Source organism: Mycobacterium sp. MFM001, assembly GCF_003402475.1.
Lineage (GTDB): Bacteria > Actinomycetota > Actinomycetes > Mycobacteriales > Mycobacteriaceae > Mycobacterium.
On the sequence record NZ_BFAB01000002.1, the window covers coordinates 432,317 to 451,665 of the forward strand.

Sequence of the window (19,349 nt, forward strand, 5' to 3'; positions counted from 1 at the left end):
GCCTCCCAGCAGATCCTGTCCAGCTAGAGGCGATCGCAAGCGCGGCGCAGCCGGGCGCGGCGGGTCGCCGACCAACAACCTAGGAGAACCAGAAATGACGATCAACTACCAGTTCGGCGACGTCGACGCCCACGGCGCACTGATCCGCGCCCAAGCCGCCTCCCTGGAGGCCGAGCACCAGGCCATCATCCGCGATGTGCTTGCCGCCGGCGACTTTTGGGGCGGCGCCGGCTCGACAGCCTGCCAAGAGTTCATCACCCAGTTAGGCCGCAACTTCCAGGTCATCTACGAACAAGCCAACGCCCACGGCCAAAAGGTGCAAACCGCCGGCTCCAACATGGCCTCCACCGACTCCGCCGTCGGCTCCAGCTGGGCCTAACGCAGATGAAAGTCGTATTGTTCTGCGGCGGTTACGGGATGCGGATGCGAACCGCCGAGGACGACGTCATACCCAAGCCGCTGCAGATGGTCGGGCCGCGCCCGCTGCTGTGGCACGTCATGCGCTACTACGCACACTTCGGCCACAAGGAGTTCATCCTGTGCCTCGGTTACGGCGCCGAGAAGATCAAGGACTTCTTCCTGCGCTACCGCGAGACGGAGTCCAACGACTTCATCATCCGGGGCGGCAAGGTCGAGCTGCTCGACTCCGATATCTCCGACTGGGCAATCACTTTCGTCGACACCGGCCTCGAGTCGCCGATCGGTGAACGGCTGCGTCGCGTCCGCAAGTTCCTCGGCGACGACGAATACTTCCTGGCCAACTACGCCGACGTGCTCACCGACGCTCCGCTCGACGACATCGTCGAGCGGGTGATCGGCAGCGGCGCCATGGCCTCGATGCTGATCGTGCCGCCGCAGTCGTCATTTCACTGCGTCGACATCGCCGACGACGGCGACGTCAAGGAAATCGCCCCCGTCACCAAGTTCCCGATCTGGGTCAACGGCGGCTATTTTGTGCTGCGCCAACAGGTCATCGACCTGATACCGGAGAACGGCGACCTGGTCGGCGACGCGTGCACGGCGCTGGCAGGCACCGGCGGGCTGATCGGATACCGCCACGACGGCTTCTGGAAACCGGCCGACACCTTCAAGGAGCGCGCCGAGCTCGACGCCGACTACAACAACGGCACTCGCCCCTGGATGGTGTGGGATCCGCCCCGACGGCGGGACCGATCCGCATGATCTCACTGACGCCGTCCCGGTTGACGTCGGTGGCCGCCATCGGCGCCCACTGCGATGACATTGTCATCGGCACGGGCGCCACCTTGATGGAGATCGCCCGCCACAACCCCGCTTTGGTGGTGCATGCCCTGGTCTTGACCGGCGGCGGCACCGAGCGGGAAGTCGAAGAGAAGAACGCGTTTGCGGCACTGTGCCCGTCGGCGGACGTGCGGTTGACGGTTGTGGACCTGCCCGATGGCCGGCTTCCGGACCATTGGGCGGCGGTGAAGGGTCACCTCGCCGATTTCGCCCGCGAGTGTGAGCCGGACGTGGTGTTCGGTCCGCAGCGCGGCGACTCTCACCAGGACCACCGTCTGATCGCAGAGCTGATCCCGACGGAGTTTCGCGATCATCTCTCGTTCGGTTACGAGATCCTCAAGTGGGAATCGGACTTGCCGAATCCTTCTCTGTACATTCCGGTTTCGGCCGAAACCGCACAGCGTAAGGCGGCTGTGCTGGCGGAGTGCTATCCATCTCAGTCGGGCCGCGACTGGTTTGACGACGAGGCTTTTCTCGGCTTGATGCGGGTCCGCGGCGTCCAGTGCCGCGCCCGCTACGCCGAAGCATTCACCGTGGAGAAATCGGTGCTCGAAACCGGCGAGGAGTATTCGCTCAACTAGCCGACCAGCCGCTGCCGACACACATCGAGAAAGGACCTGACCGTGCGAGTGCTGGTCACCGGCACCCAGGGATATCTGGGTTGCCTTGTCGCGCCGTTACTTTCGGCCGACGGCCATGACGTCGTCGGCCTGGACACGGGCTATTACCGCTTCGGGTGGCTGTGCCCGGGCCGGCTTGCCGGCAGCCCGGATCAGGCTGAGCCGCTGACCCTGATCCGCGACATCCGCAACGTGACCGTCGATGACCTTCGTGGGTTCGACGCGATCGTGCACATGGCCGAGCTCAGCAACGACCCGATCGGTGACCTGATCGGTGACGTGACGTTCGAGGTGAATCACCGCGGCAGTGTGCAACTGGCCGCGCTGGCCAAACGCGCGGGTGTCAGCCGCTTCGTCTACATGTCGTCGTGCAGCGTGTACGGCATCGCCGAGGGCACGGTCGACGAGAGCAGCCCGATCAACCCGATGACGCCCTACGCGAAATGCAAGGCGCTGGTCGAACGAGACCTGGCGGCAATGGCCGACGACGACTTCTCGCCGACATTTCTGCGCAACGCCACCGCGTTCGGCGTCTCACCGCGGATGCGGTTCGACATCGTGCTGAACAACCTTGCCGGACTCGCGTGGACCGACCATCGCATCGCGATGACCAGCGACGGCACCCCGTGGCGGCCACTGGTGCATGCCCTGGACATCGCCCAGGCGATCCGGTGTGCGCTACACGCCGACCGGCAGACCGTCCACCGCCTGGTGGTCAACGTCGGCACCGACGAGAACAACCTAACGGTCCGAGAAATCGCCGAGACGGTCGGTGCCGAGTTCCCGGGTTGCGAACTGACTTTCGGCCCAGCCGATCCCGACAACCGCAGCTACCGGGTGGCATTCGGCAAGATCCACGAGGTATTCGGCGACTTCCGCGCGAACTGGTCCGTCGCCGCGGGCGCCGCCCAGCTGCACCGGGTGTTCGACGCGATCGAGATGGACCCCGAAACGTTCCACGGCCGGGGACATACCCGGCTCAAACAAATCGAGTACCTGCTCAAGACCGGGCAGGTTGACAAGAAGCTGTTCTGGACGGAGGTCTGAGTGAAGTACACGCCCACTGATGTCGCAGGGGTGACCATCATCGACATCGAACCGCATCGCGACCATCGAGGATTCTTCTCGCGAGCGTTCTGTGCCGAGGAATTCGCCAAGTACGGATTGGATGTGGCTGTCGCACAGACGAATATCTCCTACAACTATGCCCGTGGCACGCTGCGGGGTCTGCACCGGCAGGCGCCGCCGTTCGCCGAGGCCAAATTGGTGCGCTGCACCCGCGGCTCCATCGTCGACGTTGCGGTCGACCTGCGGCCGCAGTCGCCCACCTACGGCAAGCACGTGATGGTCCATCTGACCGCCGACAACCACCGGGCGTTGTTCCTGCCGCCGTACGTCGCACACGGGTTGCAAACCCTCGCCGACGACACCGAGGTTCTCTACCAGGTCAGCGGATCCTATTCGCCGGCCGCCGAGCAGGGATTCCGCTGGGACGACCCGGAGTTCAGCATCACCTGGCCACTGCCGGTAACCGTCATCTCCGAAAAGGACGCCAGCTGGCCGTTTGTCACGCCGGCGGGTACGCCGGCCTTGTGATCGTGCGTGTGGTCCCGCGATGACATCTGACACGTTGCCGGCGCCGGCCGTGCGAATGGTCGTGAGCGGCAGCATCGTCGAGCGCCGCAAGGCCGACGAGGTGCTGTCGATCATCGGCTCCCGCCTGCGATCCCGGTCCACGGTCGGGCTGGCGGTCGGCTCGGTGAACCTGGACCACCTGCATCACTTCCGCAAGCTCGGTGCGGCGCCGGACGGCCGGCTGGAGTGGCTGCTGCTGGCGGACGGGATGCCGATCGCCTGGCGGGGGCAACTGCTCACCGCCGGCCCGTGGCCCCGGATCGCCGGAGCCGATCTGCTGCCCGGTGTTTTGGCGCTGGCCGAAGCGACCTCCCAGCGGGTCGGGTTCTTCGGTGGGAGCGCCGACACCCATCAGCGCCTGGCCGAACATCTGTCCAAGCACTATCCGGCGCTGGCTGTTTCGGGGATGTGGGCGCCGGACGCGACGGCCGTCGAGTCGTGTTCGGACACGCTGGCGGCAGCAATCCGCAGTGCCCGCACAGACATCCTGATCGTCAGCCTCGGCAAACCGCGGCAGGAGCAGTGGGTCGACAAGTACGGATTCGCCACCGGGGCACGGATATTCCTGGCGTGCGGCGGAGCCATCGACTTCCTGGCAGGCCGCACCCGCCGCGCGCCCGACTGGATGCAGCGCGCGGGCCTGGAGTGGCTGCACCGGTTGTCCCACGAGCCGCGGCGGTTGGCCCGCCGCTACCTGCTGCAAGGCCCGGTCGCGCTGCTGCGGGCCAGCCGTGCCCAGCTGATCTGTTATCCCGGCGTGCACTACACCGGGGTGCCGGAGACGCTGGCGTACAAGCGGATCGGGTCGGGATGACGGCGTCCCTTCCCAAGACAGCGTCGAAGCCGGCGCGCCGCCCGGCGGTGGCGGCGCCTGCAGTCGCGTCGCCGGCCACACCGGCCCGCCACTGGCAGCACCGGTATTCCGCGCGGCTGCGCGTCACCGACACCGCCATCGTCGTCGCATCGGTCATGCTCGCCCAATACATCAGGTTCGGCGAATCACCGCACACGTCAGGTTATCCCGGCCAGGTGATGACGCTGTTCTCGCTACTCTTCGCCGCGCTGTGGCTGTCGTCGACCGCCGTGTTCAACACCAGGTCGCCCCGGATCATCGGGGCGGGCATCGACGAGTACCGCCGCATCGCCAGCGCGTCCTTCTGGACGTTCGGGATCATCGCGATGTCCACGCTGCTCGCCAAGATCGACTTGGCGCGTGGCTATTTGGCGGTCGCTCTGCCCGTCGGCACCATCGGGCTGCTGGCGAGCCGCAACCTATGGCGCCGCTACATTGCGCGCCAGCGGGCCGCCGGCAAGTATCAGACGTTGGTGCTGGCCATCGGCGATCGTCCCGGCGTCTCGCATCTGGCCCATGAACTCATGCGCAATCCCCGCGACGGCTACGTCGTGGTCGGGGTAGGCATCCCGGGATACGGCTCGTCGCGCGGCAAGAAACTGACCGTGCACGGTCGCGAGATCCCGATCCTCGGGGACGAAACACACGCATTGGCTGCGATTCCGCGCTGCGGCGCGGACACGGTGGCGATCACCGGAACGGAACGGTTCGGCGTGCGTGGCATCAGGCAGCTGATGTGGCGGCTGGAGACCATGGATGTCGATCTGGTGGTCTCGCCCGGAGTGATGGACGTTGCAGAATCGCGGCTTGCGCTGCGCCCGGTTGCGGGATTCCCCTTGCTGCACGTTGAAAAGCCGCAATACCAGGGCGCCAAGTCTTTTCAGAAGCGCGCGTTCGACTTCTGCTTCTCGCTGGCGGCGCTGATCGGCACGTCACCGCTTCTGCTGACCGCTGCGATCGCGATCAAACTGACGAGCAAGGGGCCGGTCTTCTATCGGTCCGAACGCATTGGCCTGGACGGTCGGCCGTTCACGATGTTGAAGTTCCGCACCATGGTCGAAAACGCCGACGCGCAACTCGACCGGCTGCTTCCGCTGAACGAAGGTGCGGGCAACATGCTGTTCAAGATCCGCCGCGACCCCCGGGTCACGCCCGTCGGCAGGATACTTCGGCGCTTCAGCATCGACGAACTACCACAGTTCATCAACGTGCTGAAGCGGGACATGAGCGTCGTCGGCCCCCGACCGCCACTGCGGCGCGAAGTGGAGAACTACGACGGCGACGTCAAGCGCCGGCTGCTGGTGAAGCCTGGTGTCACCGGTTTGTGGCAGGTGAGCGGACGCTCGGATCTGTCCTGGGAGGAATCGGTTCGGCTGGACCTGTCCTACGTGGACAACTGGTCGATGGCGGCCGACCTCCTGATCATCGCCCGGACGCTCAAAGCAGTCCTCACCCGGGACGGAGCGTACTGAGCCGACATGACCAAGCTCGAGCCATCGGTGGCGCCGACGCGCATCGCGCACGCGTTCTCCATTCAGCTGTTCTGCCGGGCACTGGGCATGCTGGCCTCGGTGAGCTCGGTGGCGATGACCGCGCGCTACCTGGGTCCCGGGCGCTACGGGCAGCTCACGATTGCGCTCGCCTTCATCGGAATGTGGGCCAGCCTGGCCGATCTGGGCATCGGCACTGTCATCGTGCGCCGGGTCACTTCGGGGCGCGGCGAACTCGAGCGGCTGGTCCGGGTCAACAGCGGCCTGTCGCTGGTGTACTGCCTTCCGCTTGCCGCCGTCGCGGTGGGCTCGGGGTTGATCGTCTACCGCGACGCCGACGTGCAAGTGATGCTGGTGGTGCTGTCAGCGCAACTGCTGATGCTGACGATGACGACCCGCTTCGAACCGGTGTTCCTTGCCACCGTGCGGTTTTCGGCGGTAGCACTGTCCGACGTCATCGGCCGGCTGGGCACGCTGGCGATGGTCGGCTGGCTGGTTGCGGCGCACTGCGACGTCATCTGGTTCGCGGTCGCGCAACTCATCCCGCCCACACTGCAACTGCTGATCCAGGGCACCGCCGCGGCCCGGCACATCTGTTTGCGACCGATTTTCTCGGCGCGGGAGACCGCCGACCTGCTGCGAGAAAGCCTGGCGCCCATCGGAATAGCAGTGGTCGCCATCCTGTACTGGCGCGCCGACGGCGTGATCCTATCCTTGCTCAGTAGCCACTCCGAGGTCGGCGTGTACGGTCTGGCCTACACGATCGCGGGCAACACCGCGATCGTGTCCACCTTCTTTCTCAAGTCGACGTTGTCGACGGCCACCGAGTTGTTCACCCGTGACGTCGCCGCATTCGCGGCCTTCATCCGGCGCGGCGTCGAGCTGATGAGTTTCGTGGCGGTACCGATCGCCGTCGTCGGCGCGTTACTGGCCGGACCGCTGATAGCGCTGTTCGGCGATCACGCGTTCGTCGACCGCGGGACGCCCACGCTGGCGCTGCTGTTCGTCGCGGTAGCACTGCGGTTCGTGGCCAGCACCCTGAGCCAGGGTTTGTTCGCCTGCCACCACCAACGGTTTCTGCTGCAGCTGTCGATTGCCGCCCTGGCGGTCAACGTCGCGCTGAATGTGGCCCTGGACGGGCGATTCGGCGCCGTCGGGGCCGGCGTCTCGCTGGTATGCACCGAGTTGTTCGGCGTAGCGATCGCCGGCTGGTGGCTGCATCGCCAATGCGGTTACCGCACGCCGGCGCCGTTCCTGCTGCGCATGCTGGCACCGGTGGGCGCCAGTGTTTCAGTGGCGGTGCTGCTGTCCGGCCGGCATGTCGTTCTGGTGGTGGCCGCGACCGCTGCCACCTACCTGGCGGTCAGCCTGACGATCGGCCCGCTGCGCTGGTCGGACCTGACAGCGATGCGCGACAAGCAGGTGGCGGCATGACCGATCGGGCGTATCTGAAACCCCCACGCGCTGAGGCGCTTTCAACGGTGCCGGCGCAACGCACGCTGGCCGCGCTGATCGTGACCTACAAAAGCCACGACCTGCTGCAGGAGTGCCTCGACCTCGTCGCCCAACATCTGCCCGAGTTGCCGGTCTATGTCTACGAGAACAGCGGCGACGGATATCCCGGCCGGGAGGAACTCACCACCCGGTACCCGACGGTGCATTGGGTGCTGGGGCCGGTGAATCTGGGCTTCACCGCTGCCTTCAACGCGCTGGTGGAACACACGCCGCCCGACGCCGACCTGCTGGTGCTCAATCCCGACGCCCGGCTGCGCGGACCATTGACCCGCACCCGGCAGCTGCTGCGTGAGCCCAATGTCGCGGCGGTGTCGCCGATGATCCACGACGCCGGCGCACCCGGGCCCAAGCCGTGGGACATCGCGACGCGCCGCACCACGCTGCTACGCGCGCTGGTCGCCGTCGCCGGCTATTCCGATGCGCTACGCGGAACGCCGTTTTCACATCTGTACACCCGCCAGCCGGCCGAATCGCAGTGCATCGACGGCTACATCGGCGGCGCCTGCCTGGCGATCAACCGCGCGGCATGGAACGCCATCGGCGGGTTCGACGAGGAGTTCTTTCTCTATGGCGACGAGGCCGACTGGCAGACCCGCGCCCGGGACGCGGGCTGGCGCATTTTGCTGGCCGACGAAATCGGCGTCGACCACGGTCGTCCGGTCACCGGCCAGAATGCGTCCGGACCGTGCACGACCCACGGCGCCGACGTCGCCTCCCCCGAGCGGCGCCGCAACCGCGACTTGTGGCGAGCCAACGCCGCTCTGGCGCTCGAACACCAAAGCAGTGTCCACCACGCGGACATGTACCTGGCCGCCACGACGGCGCTGGACCGGCTGCAGCGCTCGAAGCGCACCCTGCGCCGCGGCACTGCGCGTCGCACCGGCCTGCCCGCGATCGTGATCACCACCAACCGCCTGGTCTACGGCGGCGCCGAGCGGCAGAAGGCGCTGCTGGCAACGGAATTGGATCGGCGCGGGTATCCGGTCACCATCGTGTGCGTGCAACGGTTCGGCCCGCTGATCAGGGAGATCCCGCACACTGTGCGGGTGGTCCGCCAGCCGTGGTGGGCGCCGGTTGTCGACATTCCCGCCGGGCCTGCGGTGCTGATCAGCGGTGACACCAACACCGAAACCGGCTTCGCCACGCTGTGGCGGGCGGCTGCGCGCGAAAGACGCTGGCTGGTGGCGCCGCATATTCCGCCGGAGCCGGATCGGCCCATCTATTCGCGGCCGCTGACCGCCGCCATGCGCCGAGCCGACGGTTTCGTCGTGCTGGCCCAACGACATTGGGACATGCTGGCCGGCCAGCATCGGTTGCGCGGGCGGCGATTCGTCGCACCCAACGGCGTCGCCGTCACGAACGAACCGGCCGCGCGGACAAGGCCTGCCGGTGGGCCGCTGCGACTGGTCATGCTGTCGCGCATTGTCGAGCACAAGAATCCCCATCTGCTGATCGAGGCGCTGACCGGGCTGATGGACATGCCGTGGACACTGTCGATCTTCGGCGACGGCCCCGACCGGAAAAGGCTGCAGGCCGCCACTCCGGCGGAGTTGCGTGACCGGGTGCACTGGCACGGCTGGTCGGCCGGGCCCGAGCCCGCGCTGGCCGACGCCGACCTGCTGTGCGTTCCCAGTCGCTCCGAGGCGTTCCCGCTGGTGATCCTCGAAGCGATGGCCCGGGCGGTACCCGTTGCGGCGTCGGCGGTTTGCGCCGTCCCGGAAATGCTGGATTTCGGCAAGGCGGGGATCGTCGTGGAGCCGGTCTCGGTGTCGGGATGGCGGAATGCGCTGAGCGACATCCTGTCCCAACCGGCGGAGCTTGCCGCGCTGGGTCAGCGCGGTTTCGACCGGCTGCGCGAGCACTACACCGTAGAGGCGATGACCGATGCCTACCTCGACGCGATCGAGGCAGTGCTGGGGACAGACAACGAATCGAGGGTCAGATGAATTGCCGCTTATGCGAGTCGAACCGAATGCTTTCCGTGCTGGACCTCGGCGCGACCCCGCCGTGTGAAAAGTTCCTCACCGCCGACGAGCTGGACCTGCCCGAGCCGACGTTCCCGCTGCACCTGCGGCTCTGCGAGGACTGCCTGCTGTTGCAGATACCGACGCTCATCACACCCGAGGACACGTTCACCGAATACGCCTACTACTCCTCGTTTTCCGACAGCTGGGTGCAGCACGCCAAGTCGTTTGTCGACAGCACGGTCGAACGGCTCGGGCTTTCCGCCGAGTCCTTCGTGGTCGAAGTCGCCAGCAATGACGGTTATCTGCTGCAGCACGTCGGCGCCGCGGGCGTGCCGTGCCTGGGAATCGAGCCGTCGGTGAATGTCGGCGCCGCCGCGTCCCAACGCGGTGTGCCGACGCTGTCGGCGTTCCTGGACGAGCAACTCGCGCAGCGGGTCCGCGCCGAGCACGGTCCGGCCGACCTGGTCGTCGCGAACAACGTCTATGCGCACATCCCCGACCTGCTGGGCTTCACCCGAGCTCTGCGCGGGCTGCTCGCCGACGACGGATGGCTGAGCATCGAGGTGCACCATGCGCTGAACCTGGTGAGCCTCGGGCAATTCGACACGATCTACCACGAGCACTTCCAGTACTACACCCTGCTTTCGGCGACGCGGGCGCTCGCCACCGCCGGGCTGGCCGTGGTGGACGTCGAACTCCTGCCGACGCACGGCGGGTCGATCCGCATCTGGGCGCGTCCCGACGAGGCGGCAGGACCTCCGTCGCAGCGGGTCTTGGAGGTACTGAGCGTCGAGGAAGCCGCGGGCCTGCACGGCATCCACGGATATCTGTACCTCGGCCAGCGCGCCGCGGCGGTGCGCCAGGATCTGCTGCGGTTTCTGTTGCAGTGCCGCGCCGACGGCAAGCGTGTCGTCGGCTACGGCGCGCCGGGCAAGGGCAACACCCTGCTCAACTACTGCGGAATCCGCAGCGACCTGCTCGAGTACACCGTCGACCGCAACCCCTACAAACACGGGCGGTTCACGCCGGGAACGCGGATCCCTATCCACGAACCCGAGCTGATCGACAAGGACCGTCCCGACGTGGTTGTGGTGCTGCCGTGGAACCTGGAGACCGAGCTGACCGCGCAACTCGCCCATATCGCCGACTGGGGCGGCCGGCTGGTCTTTCCGCTGCCGACGCTGCACTTCGCGGGGATGTGAAAGGACTTTCGCCATGGAGCCCAGAGGACAGGCGCTGATCGCCCGCTACAAAGCGGTGTATTCCATTCCCGCCGATGCGGCGATCACCGAGCAGATGATCCTGGCGCACTGGGAATTGGAACGCCAACTCACCCACGATCTGCTCACCTCCACCGCCGAGGATCGCTGGGAGACGTTCGACCGCAGCTATACCCGTTTGTACAGCGAACTGGAGTGGCTCAACCGTTTTGTCGGCGAATCGGACGCCACTGTCGCGACGAATCGTGCGCAGCACCAGAAGTGGCGTGCCGCGATCGGCGCACCGCCGCTCGCGGTTTACGAGATCGGCTCGGGCAAAGGCGAACTGATCACGTTTCTCGCGCAGCAAGGCTTTTTCTGCAAGGCCACCGAGATCACCCGGGAACGCGGTGCGAAACACTCGGATGCCACCGCACCCAATCTCTCGTGGGGCGTGTCGGATGGCGTGCACCTGGACGACTTCGAAGCCGCCGCCGGCTACGACGTCGCCATCTCGGATCAAGTGCTCGAGCACCTTCACCCGGACGACCTCGAGGCACACTTGCGCGGTGCGCTTCGCATCTTGAAGCCGGGCGGACGCTACATTTTCCGCACCCCGCATCGGTTCAGCGGACCACACGATGTGTCCCGGGTGTTCAACTGCGACAGGCCGCTGGGCATGCACCTCAAGGAGTACACCCATCGCGAGATCCTGACGGCGCTGCGGCGAGCGGGGTTCACCCGCGTCTACTTCCCATTCATCCCGGTCCGCAATCCGCGGGTCAACAGGATTGTGGGACAAGCGTATCTGCAGCTATTGCTGGTAGTGGAGCGTGTGTTGTTGTGGGTTCCCGATTACACCCTTCGCCACCGCTGCGCGCGGCTGCTGGGAAAGCTTCGCCTCTTTGGCCACAACGTTTCCCTGACCGCGGAGAAGCCGTGATGGAGCCGGCATGACCGCCTGCCGAGGATGTGAAAGTACCGACCTGAACCGAGTGCTCGATTTGGGCAATGTCCCGGCGGCGGATAACTTTCCCTTGATCACCCAACCGGTGAGCGCCGAGGAGTCGTCGCATCCGCTGGCGATGGACTTGTGCACTCACTGCGGCTTGGCCCAGCTCGCCCACGACGACACCGTGACGTCCGAGCCACGCGGCGTCGAGCCGCGGGCCCTTCGCGACCAGGCCGCCGAAGCCGTTCAATGCGTCGCGGATGCCGGCTGGCTGCGAGGCAAGACGGTCCGCGAGTTCGGCAGCCCCCATGGCGGAACATGGTTGCGGCTGTTGACCAGACGCGGCTTCGTCAGGTTCGGAGTCGCAGACGTAGTGCTCGACAGCTTCGGGATCATGCACGAACGCGACCAGCGGGCGGCCTTCGAGGTCCGTGCGAAGACGACGGCACCCGACGGGGTGCTGCTGCTGCAATTCCATTCGCTCTTGACGATCGTCAGCCAGGGCCAATGGAATGCCTTGCGCCACGGTCACTTCGCCTACTATTCGCTGACCGCGCTGACCGGGCTGCTCGGCGCGGTCGGAATGAGCGTGGCGAGCGCCTGGGAATTCGACCTGTACGGCGGGACCGTGCTGGTTGCCGCCGTGCACGGCCAGGCCACCCCGGACGAGCATGTCCGGGAAATCCTGCGGCGCGAGCGCGACTTCGGCATCACCGACCCGTCGGAGGTCGGGCATCTTCAGCGGGCCGCCGAAGTCCACGCCAAGCGCCTGCGCAGTTGGCTCGAGACACAGCGGCGCAACCGGCGGCCGGTCTACGGGTACGGCGCCGCGTCGCGTGTGCCGGCTTTGTTCAGCATCGCGGGCGTCGATCGGCGGCTGCTCCCCGCTGTCGCCGACGCATCACCCGCCAAGCAGGGCCGCCGGATTCCGGGTACCGACGTTCCGATCATCACCCCCGAGCAACTGATCGCGGCCAACCCCGATCGCGTCTTTCTGACCGTGCCCGACCTGTATCAGGAAGTGCGCCGCAAGTATCCCGAGCTCAGCGGTCGGTGGCTGATCGATCCCGGGCCCGGCTCAGCGCTGTGAATCCCGTTCGGGTGCTGTGGCTTTCACCGTGGATGCGGCCGCTGGCGCGGGTGCAGGCCGAAGCCCTGCAGCGGCGGGGCGCCGACGTGCTGCTGGTGACGTCGGATCAGCACCCGGAGTCGGGCGCCGCCCGCGACTACGAACTCGTCCTGGACCCACGGTTTCGCACCGCGTCCACGTGGCCCGCCACGCTGGCAGCATGGCGCCGCATCCGCGACTATCGCGCCGACGTCGTCGTCAGCGAGCTGGTCCGCGATCCACGCTGGATCGCGCTGGCCGGGCGCACACCCCGCATTCAGCTGATTCACGACCACCGCCCGCACGACGCCGCCGAACAGCGACCGGCCGCCGAGCGCTTCGTGTTCGACCGCTGGGGCGCAGGCTCGGCCGCCACCGTCACCTTCAGCGACCATGTCGCCGCTGCCGCCGCGGCCCGCCGCGACGTGACCGGCACCCGTGTGCACGTCGTCCCGCTTACCAGCGACCTCGACCCGGCCGTGGTTCCGCCACCGGCCGGACCGGAAGCCCGCCGCGATTTCGTGCTGATCGGCCGGCTCAACCCGTACAAAAACCTCGACGTGGTACTCGCGGCCTGGCAGCAGCACATCACCGGAAGTGGTTGGCGCGGCGATGATTTAGTCCTCATCGGTGACGGGCTCAGCATTACCCGCACCCTGCCCGCGCACACCCGGTGGCGTCCCGGGCGGTACCGCTACGCCGATGTGCTGCCGACGCTGGCGGCGGCCAAGGGCTCGATCGCCCACTACCGGCGGGCTTCGCAGAGCGGTGTGCAGGTGCTGTCGATGCAACTGGGAGTCATGCCGATCGTCTCCACCGACGGTGCCCTGCCCGAATACCAACCGCCGGAATGCCCGCCGGTCGGTGTCGACGACGTCGCCGGACTGGCGGCCGCGTTCGACCGCCTGGCCGACCCCGCCACCGCGGCCGCCGAGGGCACCGCAGCGGCGGATCATTACCGGCAACGGTTCAGCGTCGAGCGTGTCGCAGACCGTCTGCTGGACGTCATCGCCGCAGTGCGGGCTGCTCGATCGCCAGATCGCACCATAACTGCGTCAGTTGCCGATACCAGCGGTCGAGTGCAAAGTCGCTAGCGCGGTCGCGGGCGGCAGCCGCCAAGCGAACGCGCATACCCTCGTCGTTCACTAGAGCGATTAACGCGCGGGCGATTTCGTGTGGTCTCCCGGGCTGAACCACGAGACCGTTGACCCTGTCCCTGACCACTTCCCCGATGCTGCCGGCCGTGGTCGTCACCGGCACCAGGCCGCACGCCATCGCTTCCAGCAGAGCCATCGGCAGGCCTTCGTCGCGGCTGGGCAGAACGAAAACGTGGGCGGTAGAAAGCAGTTGGTCGCGGGCAGCGGTGTCCAGCCACCCGGTCACCCGGATGGTGTCGTCAAGGCCCGCGGTGGCGACCGTCGCGCGGACCGCGTCGACCTCCCCGTCGCCGGCGAGCGTGACACGCAGTCGGCGCCGCACTGCCCGGTCGAGCTCGCCGACCGCAGCGATCAGGTCATAGCTGCCCTTGCGCTCCCCCAGCCGGCCCAGCGCCACGGCGTGCACCTGCTCGACACCCGATTGGACCACCACGCCAGGCGGAATTCGGACGGCGTTGTGCAGCACACTGATCCGGCTCTCCGTCAACCCCAGCCGGCGGGTGTACTCCTCGACATGGCGCTCCCCCAGCACCACCCAGTGGTCGGCAATCAGCATCCGGCGGACCGCACACTGCACCGTAGCCGGCAGCCGGTCGAACCAGCCGCCGAAGTCGTAGCTGTGGCCATGCACCACCGCAGGCACACCCACCCGCCGCGCCGCCGCCAACGGCAGCGCCTTGCGGATCACGCTGCCGCCGTGCGCGAGGTGGACATGCAGAACGTCGACCCGGCCGCGCAGCACCAACCACGTCGCGCGCAGCATCCCGCCGATACCGACCGCGACTCGCTGCCAGGCCGGCGCGTCCACAAACGTTGGCACGACACCGATCTCGACGCGCTCATCGGGGTGCGCCGCCATCAGCGCGGCGACCGTGGCCATGCCGCCCCGGCTGTGGGCACCGGCCGGTGCCGGGCCCACCATGAGCACCCGCAGGCGCTGCTGCTCAGAACTCATCGCCGCATCCCGAACGCCATCGCCGACCCCAGCGCCAGGCCCAGCGCCAGGGCGCCGCCCGGCTCTTCGGGCAGCGGATCGATCACTGACATCACCAGCAGGCCGACACTGACCGCCGCGCTGGCCTTCGCCGCTGCCGACCCGTTGCGAAGCGCCCGCACCACCGGGATGAGCGCAAACAGCGCGAACGCCGCCATGCCGACGCCGCCTGCTTTGCACAGCCACCACAGATAGAAGTTGTGAGAGTAGGTGGTGCCCAGCGTGGAGGCGAATGTGTCGAACGCGTCGGAGCCGTCCCCGTACGGCAGCTGATAGGCGTAGCCCAAGCCGTGTCCGAAAACCGGCGCGTTGGCGATCGCGCGGTTGAGGTTGGCGTCCTCGGCCAGTCTGGCCAGCGTGGAGGAGTCGGTGGCGAGCGCGCTGCTCGAAACCCCGCCCAGTACACGGTGATTGAATCCGGTGACCTGATCCCCGAGCCACGCTCCGGCCGTCGAGCGTTGCAGCAGGAACAGCGCCCCGGACACCGATGCCGCCAATATCGCCGCGCCCGAGACGGCCAGCACGGCCGTCCGGCGCAGAGCCGGCCAGCCCACGCTGGCGGCGAAGGCGACGACCGCGGCCACCGAGACACAGATGAGCGTGTTGCGGGAGAACGCAAGCATCGACACCACCAACGCTGGCGGGCCTAGCGCGAAAAACGTTGCGGGCCTGACCCGTCCGACGATCTGGGCCGCGACGAGTGTGGTCAGCACGGCGATCGCCGGCGTCAGGGTGTTGGTGATGACGCGAACGGCCTCGGCGGCGCCCGTGGTGCTCTCCAGGCTCTCCGCACGACCGGCCAGCTGGATCACATGCAGCGAACTGAGCACGGCCAGGCCCGCCGAAAGCCACAGCGTGACGGCGACCGCGTGGATCGCCTCCTTGAGGTAGTCGCCCTGCACGACCAACATCGCCAGCATGGACCCGGCGACCATTTCGAGCAGGAACATCGCTTCCTTCAGCACTACGGCAGTGTCGTGTCCGGTCGCGATTCCGACGACGGCGAAAAACACCACTGTCAGGGCGAAAGTGGCCGGCAACAGGCAGGCGGAGAACCGTGGCCGCACGATCGGCAGCAGATAGCAGAGCGCCAGCAACAGCGGCACATGGTGGCCGTAGACGGTCAGCGGGCCGATGACTTTGCCGGGCGGCAATCCCTGCGGCAACGAAGCGAACGCCAAAAACATTGCCACCCAGGCCATTAACTGCGGCCTTGTCCAGTACACCACCACGCAGAACATGAACCCGATCAGGATCACGCCCTGCGTGGTGTTGCGTACCGAGAACACCCCGAAGACAAAGCAGCAGAACAGAAACACCGCCAGCGCGGCCGCGTTCAACAGCAGACGCTGTCGGTCGCGGACGTAGACGATCACGCCGCGCCGCGCAGCCTCGCCCGATAGGGCCGTCGCCAGTAGGTCTGGATGGCGGCCTTGGTGTGCCGCGACACCCTGGCATCGGTCAGCACCGTGCCGACGACCTCGGTACCGGTGTTACGCAACGCATGCAGGGCGTCCTTGACCTCATCCACGGTGGTCCGGCCCGCGCGAACGACCAGGACGGTGGCTTCCACCGCATCGGCCAGCAGCCCGGTGTCGGCGGTCGCCAGCACGGGCGGACCGTCGACTACCATTCGGCCGAAGCGAGCCGACAAGTCCCCCAACACATCTGGAAGATCCGCACTGCGCGGCAGCGTCTCGTCGCCGCGGGCGTTGCGCGACGCCAGGACGAACAGGTCCTCGACTGGTGTGGCGCGCAGCGATTCGCCGGCGACGTTTCGGTCCACCAGCACGTTGGCCAGGCTCAATCCGGACTTGACGCCGAGCAGGCCGGCGATGACGGGCCGGCGCACGTCGCCTTCGACGAGCAGCACCGTCTCGCCGAGTTCGGTGAGCGACATCGCCAGGTTCAACGCCGTTGTGGTGCTGCCCTCGCCGCCGAAGGGCGCCGCCACCAGTACCCGTCGCGCGTCGGGGCCCATCGCCCTGAGGAGCCGGGTGCGGAAACCGCGGATCGCGTCGTCGAACGAGCCTTCGGCGCCGAACCGCGGTGTGCCGTCACGCCGCCCGGGCAGCTCCGCCAAAGTCGGTGCGCCCGACAGCTGTTCGAGTTGTTCGCGGTCGCGCACGGTGCGGTCGGCGGCCTGGCGGGTGAGAGCCACCGCGATGCCGAGCAGCACGCCCGCGACAAGGCCCATCGCCATGTTGCGCATCGGCACGGGCTTGACCGGGGCGTCGGGTATGCCGGGCCGCTCGATCACCGTGGCCCTGGCCACCGGCACGGGTGGCTGGACCGGTGCCGGCGGCAACGGGGTCGGCTGCGGCGTTCCGGCGTCGTCGGTCGCTGCCAATCCCGTTGAGGGCTCGTCGCCGTCTAAATGCGACGGCAGCGCAACGGGTTTCGGTGGTGCAGGCGGTGGCGGCGGGAGCGGGCCCGCACCCAGTGTGGGAACCATTGCGGCGAATGCGTCGGCCATCGCGGCAGTCAGCGCTGCGACCCGCACCGGGTCGGTGTCTTCGACGGTGACCGTGAAGAGGGTCGTTTTCGGCGTGTAAGACACGTGGGTTTGGCTCACCAGAGCGTCGGCGCTGCCCGGAGCGTGAAAGTCGTTGACAGCGCGCTGGGCGACCGCGTGCCCGCCGGCGATCTGCGCATACGACGCCAGCCGTTCCTGCGCGGCCTGGGTCGCCTGATACACGTCCGTGAGGGTGGTTTCGCCGGAAAACGAGATCAGGATCGTTGCCGAGGATTGATAGCCCTTGGTCTGGAAGGCCGTGACGGCCGCCGCCCCCACCAGACACGCCAGCACCGCACCCGCGACAAGCTGCCAATGCCGGGCAATTGTCCGGGCAAAGGTACGGAAATCCACCAGTAACCCCTCTTGCGGTTCGCTGACGAGCGAATCCCGTCGATTCTGTCTGAGATCGAGGCGAATGGCAAACCTCGTGACCGAACTGCCCTAGAGGGCTCAGGAGCTCAGTGGGACATCGAGCGTCGCCACCGGATACCAGCCGGCGGGGTCGCGCCCATCGCGGGCCAGCTGCATCGGCGGGTAGTCGACCACGTGCGTGGCCCCGGGTTTGTGCTGCTGCCAGGCGATCGCCGCCTGCAGCGTGTAGTGCCCCGGCGCCAACGAGCCCAAGTCGACCTGCACGGACTCCGTCGTCGAGACCGGGACGGGCTGGTCGCCAGACCCGTTCGGCACCAGCGCCTTCAACGCGACGGTCGACGGCAGCGTCCGGATCACCGCTCCGCTGAAATCCACCAGCCGGTAGCCGGGCACCCACTTCTCGGTGGCGGCGGCCGAGCCGTGGTTCGTCCAGGTGACCGCTATCGAAGCGACGCCGTCGCGGGTTGCCTGCGACCCAGGCCGGGCTTCCACCGAATAGCGGTATCCGGCGAAGGCGTTGGCCCGCCACCACAGCGAATACACCGCCGGGTCCATCGGCGTCGTCGCGTCGGCGCCGGGGAAGTTCACGCTGGAGGTCATCGACACGTGGTATTTGACGACGTCGCGCAGGCCTTTGGTGAAGTAGCTCTGCGGGTCGGGCCCGTTCGGCAGCTGACACCACTCGGTGATCACCAGCGCCGACCCGAGCCGCTCACGCAGCTGGTCGACCAGCGGATCCTTCGCCTGCACGTAGTGCGAACTGTCCGACTCGGCCCAGGCCGGCAGCGGCGCGTAGATGCCGAGGCAGTCGGAACGGATGCCCACCGGCGCGGCAAGCTTCTTGGTGACGTCGTCGGCGAGCAGTTCGCGCACGATCTGCGGGTTCTGCGGTGTGACCACCAGTTGGGTGTGCGGGAACGCGGCGACGTTGGCGGCAACCAGCCGGTGGATGGCCGCCGCGGTGATGTTCTGGTCACGGAACTGGCTGAAATACCCGAGCGCCGCGACGCTGTCTTCCGGTGCCGGGCCGGGCACGCCCAGCACGTCGCGCAGATACGCGTTGTGGTTCTCGCTGAAGTCGCCGTACCCGGAGAACTCGAACACGGACAGCCGCTCGTCGCGGTCATAGCGGCGGCCGAGCGCGGCGAGCAACTGCTCGAAACCGCCGAGGTAGCCCTGGTCGTTCCAGTTCGGCACCACCTGGGTCACCCCGCCCGCCGCTGCTGGATAGGTGGTGGTGGCGCCGGGTATTGCACGCACCCAGTCGGGGACCGCGGTGTTGGTGTCGTCGGGGTAGGAGGCGTCGCAGCAGGAGTTGTAGGCGTACACCCGAAGTGTCAGCCGCATCCCGCGACCGGCCAGCTGCGCCAGCGCGTCGTCGATCGCACTGAAGTCGAATTTGCGGTCGTCAGGCGCGTCGGGTCCGAGCGTGCGCGGATCGGTCGGCTGCAGTTGACGCCACGTCACCCGCAGACTCGCGTCGTACGACTTGGGCCAGGCGCCGTAGCGCTTCTGCGCCGGATTGCTTTGCGGGAACAGTGGTTTCAGCAGATCCTTGTACTGCCCGCGCAACGGGTTGGAGATCTCCTGCACGGTCGCCGGGATGGCCGCGCTGATGACGGCGCGCAGCGGCCCGTCCTGGCGGTGCGCCCCGCATCCGGCCACTGCGGCCACCACGCAGGCGATGACCCCGGCCCGTCGCAGCATCG

The 19,349-nt window shown here is 67.4% G+C and carries 17 protein-coding genes; 13 read left to right on the top strand and 4 right to left on the bottom strand.

The window, feature by feature from the left end:
- Window positions 1-94: 94 nt before the first annotated feature.
- The 13 genes from MFM001_RS05580 to MFM001_RS05640 are packed head-to-tail and all read left to right on the top strand — an operon-like array spanning window position 95 to window position 13,693.
- A complete protein-coding gene (locus MFM001_RS05580; RefSeq protein ID WP_045384667.1) occupies window positions 95-379 on the top strand; it encodes a WXG100 family type VII secretion target in 285 nt (94 codons plus the stop codon).
- Window positions 380-384: 5 nt separating this feature from the next.
- Window positions 385-1,182 (top strand): glucose-1-phosphate cytidylyltransferase, encoded by a 798-nt coding sequence (locus MFM001_RS05585; RefSeq protein WP_116374245.1) that lies wholly within the window; start codon window positions 385-387, stop codon window positions 1,180-1,182.
- Window positions 1,179-1,841 carry a PIG-L deacetylase family protein gene (locus tag MFM001_RS05590; RefSeq protein WP_116374246.1) on the top strand — a complete coding sequence of 221 codons (663 nt, stop codon included), beginning with the start codon at window positions 1,179-1,181 and terminating at the stop codon, window positions 1,839-1,841. The genes MFM001_RS05585 and MFM001_RS05590 overlap by 4 nt, the downstream gene beginning before the upstream one ends.
- Before the next feature lie 42 nt (window positions 1,842-1,883).
- Window positions 1,884-2,927: an NAD(P)-dependent oxidoreductase gene (locus tag MFM001_RS05595; protein WP_116374247.1), complete on the top strand. Its 1,044-nt coding sequence runs from the start codon at window positions 1,884-1,886 to the stop codon at window positions 2,925-2,927.
- Window positions 2,928-3,476 (top strand): dTDP-4-dehydrorhamnose 3,5-epimerase, encoded by a 549-nt coding sequence (gene rfbC / locus MFM001_RS05600; protein WP_116374248.1) that lies wholly within the window; start codon window positions 2,928-2,930, stop codon window positions 3,474-3,476.
- 19 nt (window positions 3,477-3,495) lie between these two features.
- Window positions 3,496-4,329 carry a WecB/TagA/CpsF family glycosyltransferase gene (locus tag MFM001_RS05605; protein ID WP_238158926.1) on the top strand — a complete coding sequence of 278 codons (834 nt, stop codon included), beginning with the start codon at window positions 3,496-3,498 and terminating at the stop codon, window positions 4,327-4,329.
- Window positions 4,326-5,840, top strand: a complete 1,515-nt coding sequence (locus MFM001_RS05610; RefSeq protein ID WP_116374249.1) for a sugar transferase — start codon at window positions 4,326-4,328, stop codon at window positions 5,838-5,840. Before MFM001_RS05605 ends, MFM001_RS05610 begins: the two co-directional genes overlap by 4 nt.
- A 6-nt stretch (window positions 5,841-5,846) precedes the next feature.
- Complete coding sequence (locus MFM001_RS05615) at window positions 5,847-7,292, top strand: flippase (RefSeq protein ID WP_116374250.1); 1,446 nt, start codon at window positions 5,847-5,849, stop codon at window positions 7,290-7,292.
- On the top strand, window positions 7,289-9,319 hold the full coding sequence (locus tag MFM001_RS05620; protein WP_116374251.1) for a glycosyltransferase: 2,031 nt from the start codon (window positions 7,289-7,291) through the stop codon (window positions 9,317-9,319). The genes MFM001_RS05615 and MFM001_RS05620 overlap by 4 nt, the downstream gene beginning before the upstream one ends.
- On the top strand, window positions 9,316-10,542 hold the full coding sequence (locus MFM001_RS05625; protein ID WP_116374252.1) for a class I SAM-dependent methyltransferase: 1,227 nt from the start codon (window positions 9,316-9,318) through the stop codon (window positions 10,540-10,542). Before MFM001_RS05620 ends, MFM001_RS05625 begins: the two co-directional genes overlap by 4 nt.
- 13 nt (window positions 10,543-10,555) lie before the next feature.
- Window positions 10,556-11,482, top strand: a complete 927-nt coding sequence (locus MFM001_RS05630) for a bifunctional 2-polyprenyl-6-hydroxyphenol methylase/3-demethylubiquinol 3-O-methyltransferase UbiG (RefSeq protein ID WP_116374253.1) — start codon at window positions 10,556-10,558, stop codon at window positions 11,480-11,482.
- A 10-nt stretch (window positions 11,483-11,492) separates the two neighbouring features.
- The gene (locus tag MFM001_RS05635; protein WP_116374254.1) at window positions 11,493-12,581 is read left to right on the top strand and encodes a methyltransferase domain-containing protein; all 1,089 of its coding nucleotides are present in this window, start codon (window positions 11,493-11,495) and stop codon (window positions 12,579-12,581) included.
- An 11-nt stretch (window positions 12,582-12,592) separates the two neighbouring features.
- Window positions 12,593-13,693 (top strand): glycosyltransferase family 4 protein, encoded by a 1,101-nt coding sequence (locus MFM001_RS05640; protein WP_371685306.1) that lies wholly within the window; start codon window positions 12,593-12,595, stop codon window positions 13,691-13,693.
- On the opposite strand, the gene MFM001_RS05645 is transcribed toward MFM001_RS05640, so the two are convergent.
- From MFM001_RS05645 to MFM001_RS05660, 4 genes are all read right to left on the bottom strand, one after another.
- Window positions 13,605-14,711 carry a glycosyltransferase family 4 protein gene (locus MFM001_RS05645; RefSeq protein ID WP_116374255.1) on the bottom strand — a complete coding sequence of 369 codons (1,107 nt, stop codon included), beginning with the start codon at window positions 14,709-14,711 and terminating at the stop codon, window positions 13,605-13,607. The genes MFM001_RS05640 and MFM001_RS05645 overlap by 89 nt on opposite strands.
- The gene (locus MFM001_RS05650; protein ID WP_116374256.1) at window positions 14,708-16,126 is read right to left on the bottom strand and encodes an O-antigen ligase; all 1,419 of its coding nucleotides are present in this window, start codon (window positions 16,124-16,126) and stop codon (window positions 14,708-14,710) included. Before MFM001_RS05650 ends, MFM001_RS05645 begins: the two co-directional genes overlap by 4 nt.
- The gene (locus MFM001_RS05655) at window positions 16,123-17,619 is read right to left on the bottom strand and encodes a polysaccharide biosynthesis tyrosine autokinase (RefSeq protein WP_116374257.1); all 1,497 of its coding nucleotides are present in this window, start codon (window positions 17,617-17,619) and stop codon (window positions 16,123-16,125) included. Before MFM001_RS05655 ends, MFM001_RS05650 begins: the two co-directional genes overlap by 4 nt.
- Window positions 17,620-17,718: 99 nt before the next feature.
- Window positions 17,719-19,347 carry a hypothetical protein gene (locus tag MFM001_RS05660; protein ID WP_192886853.1) on the bottom strand — a complete coding sequence of 543 codons (1,629 nt, stop codon included), beginning with the start codon at window positions 19,345-19,347 and terminating at the stop codon, window positions 17,719-17,721.
- Between the last annotated feature and the right edge of the window lie 2 nt (window positions 19,348-19,349).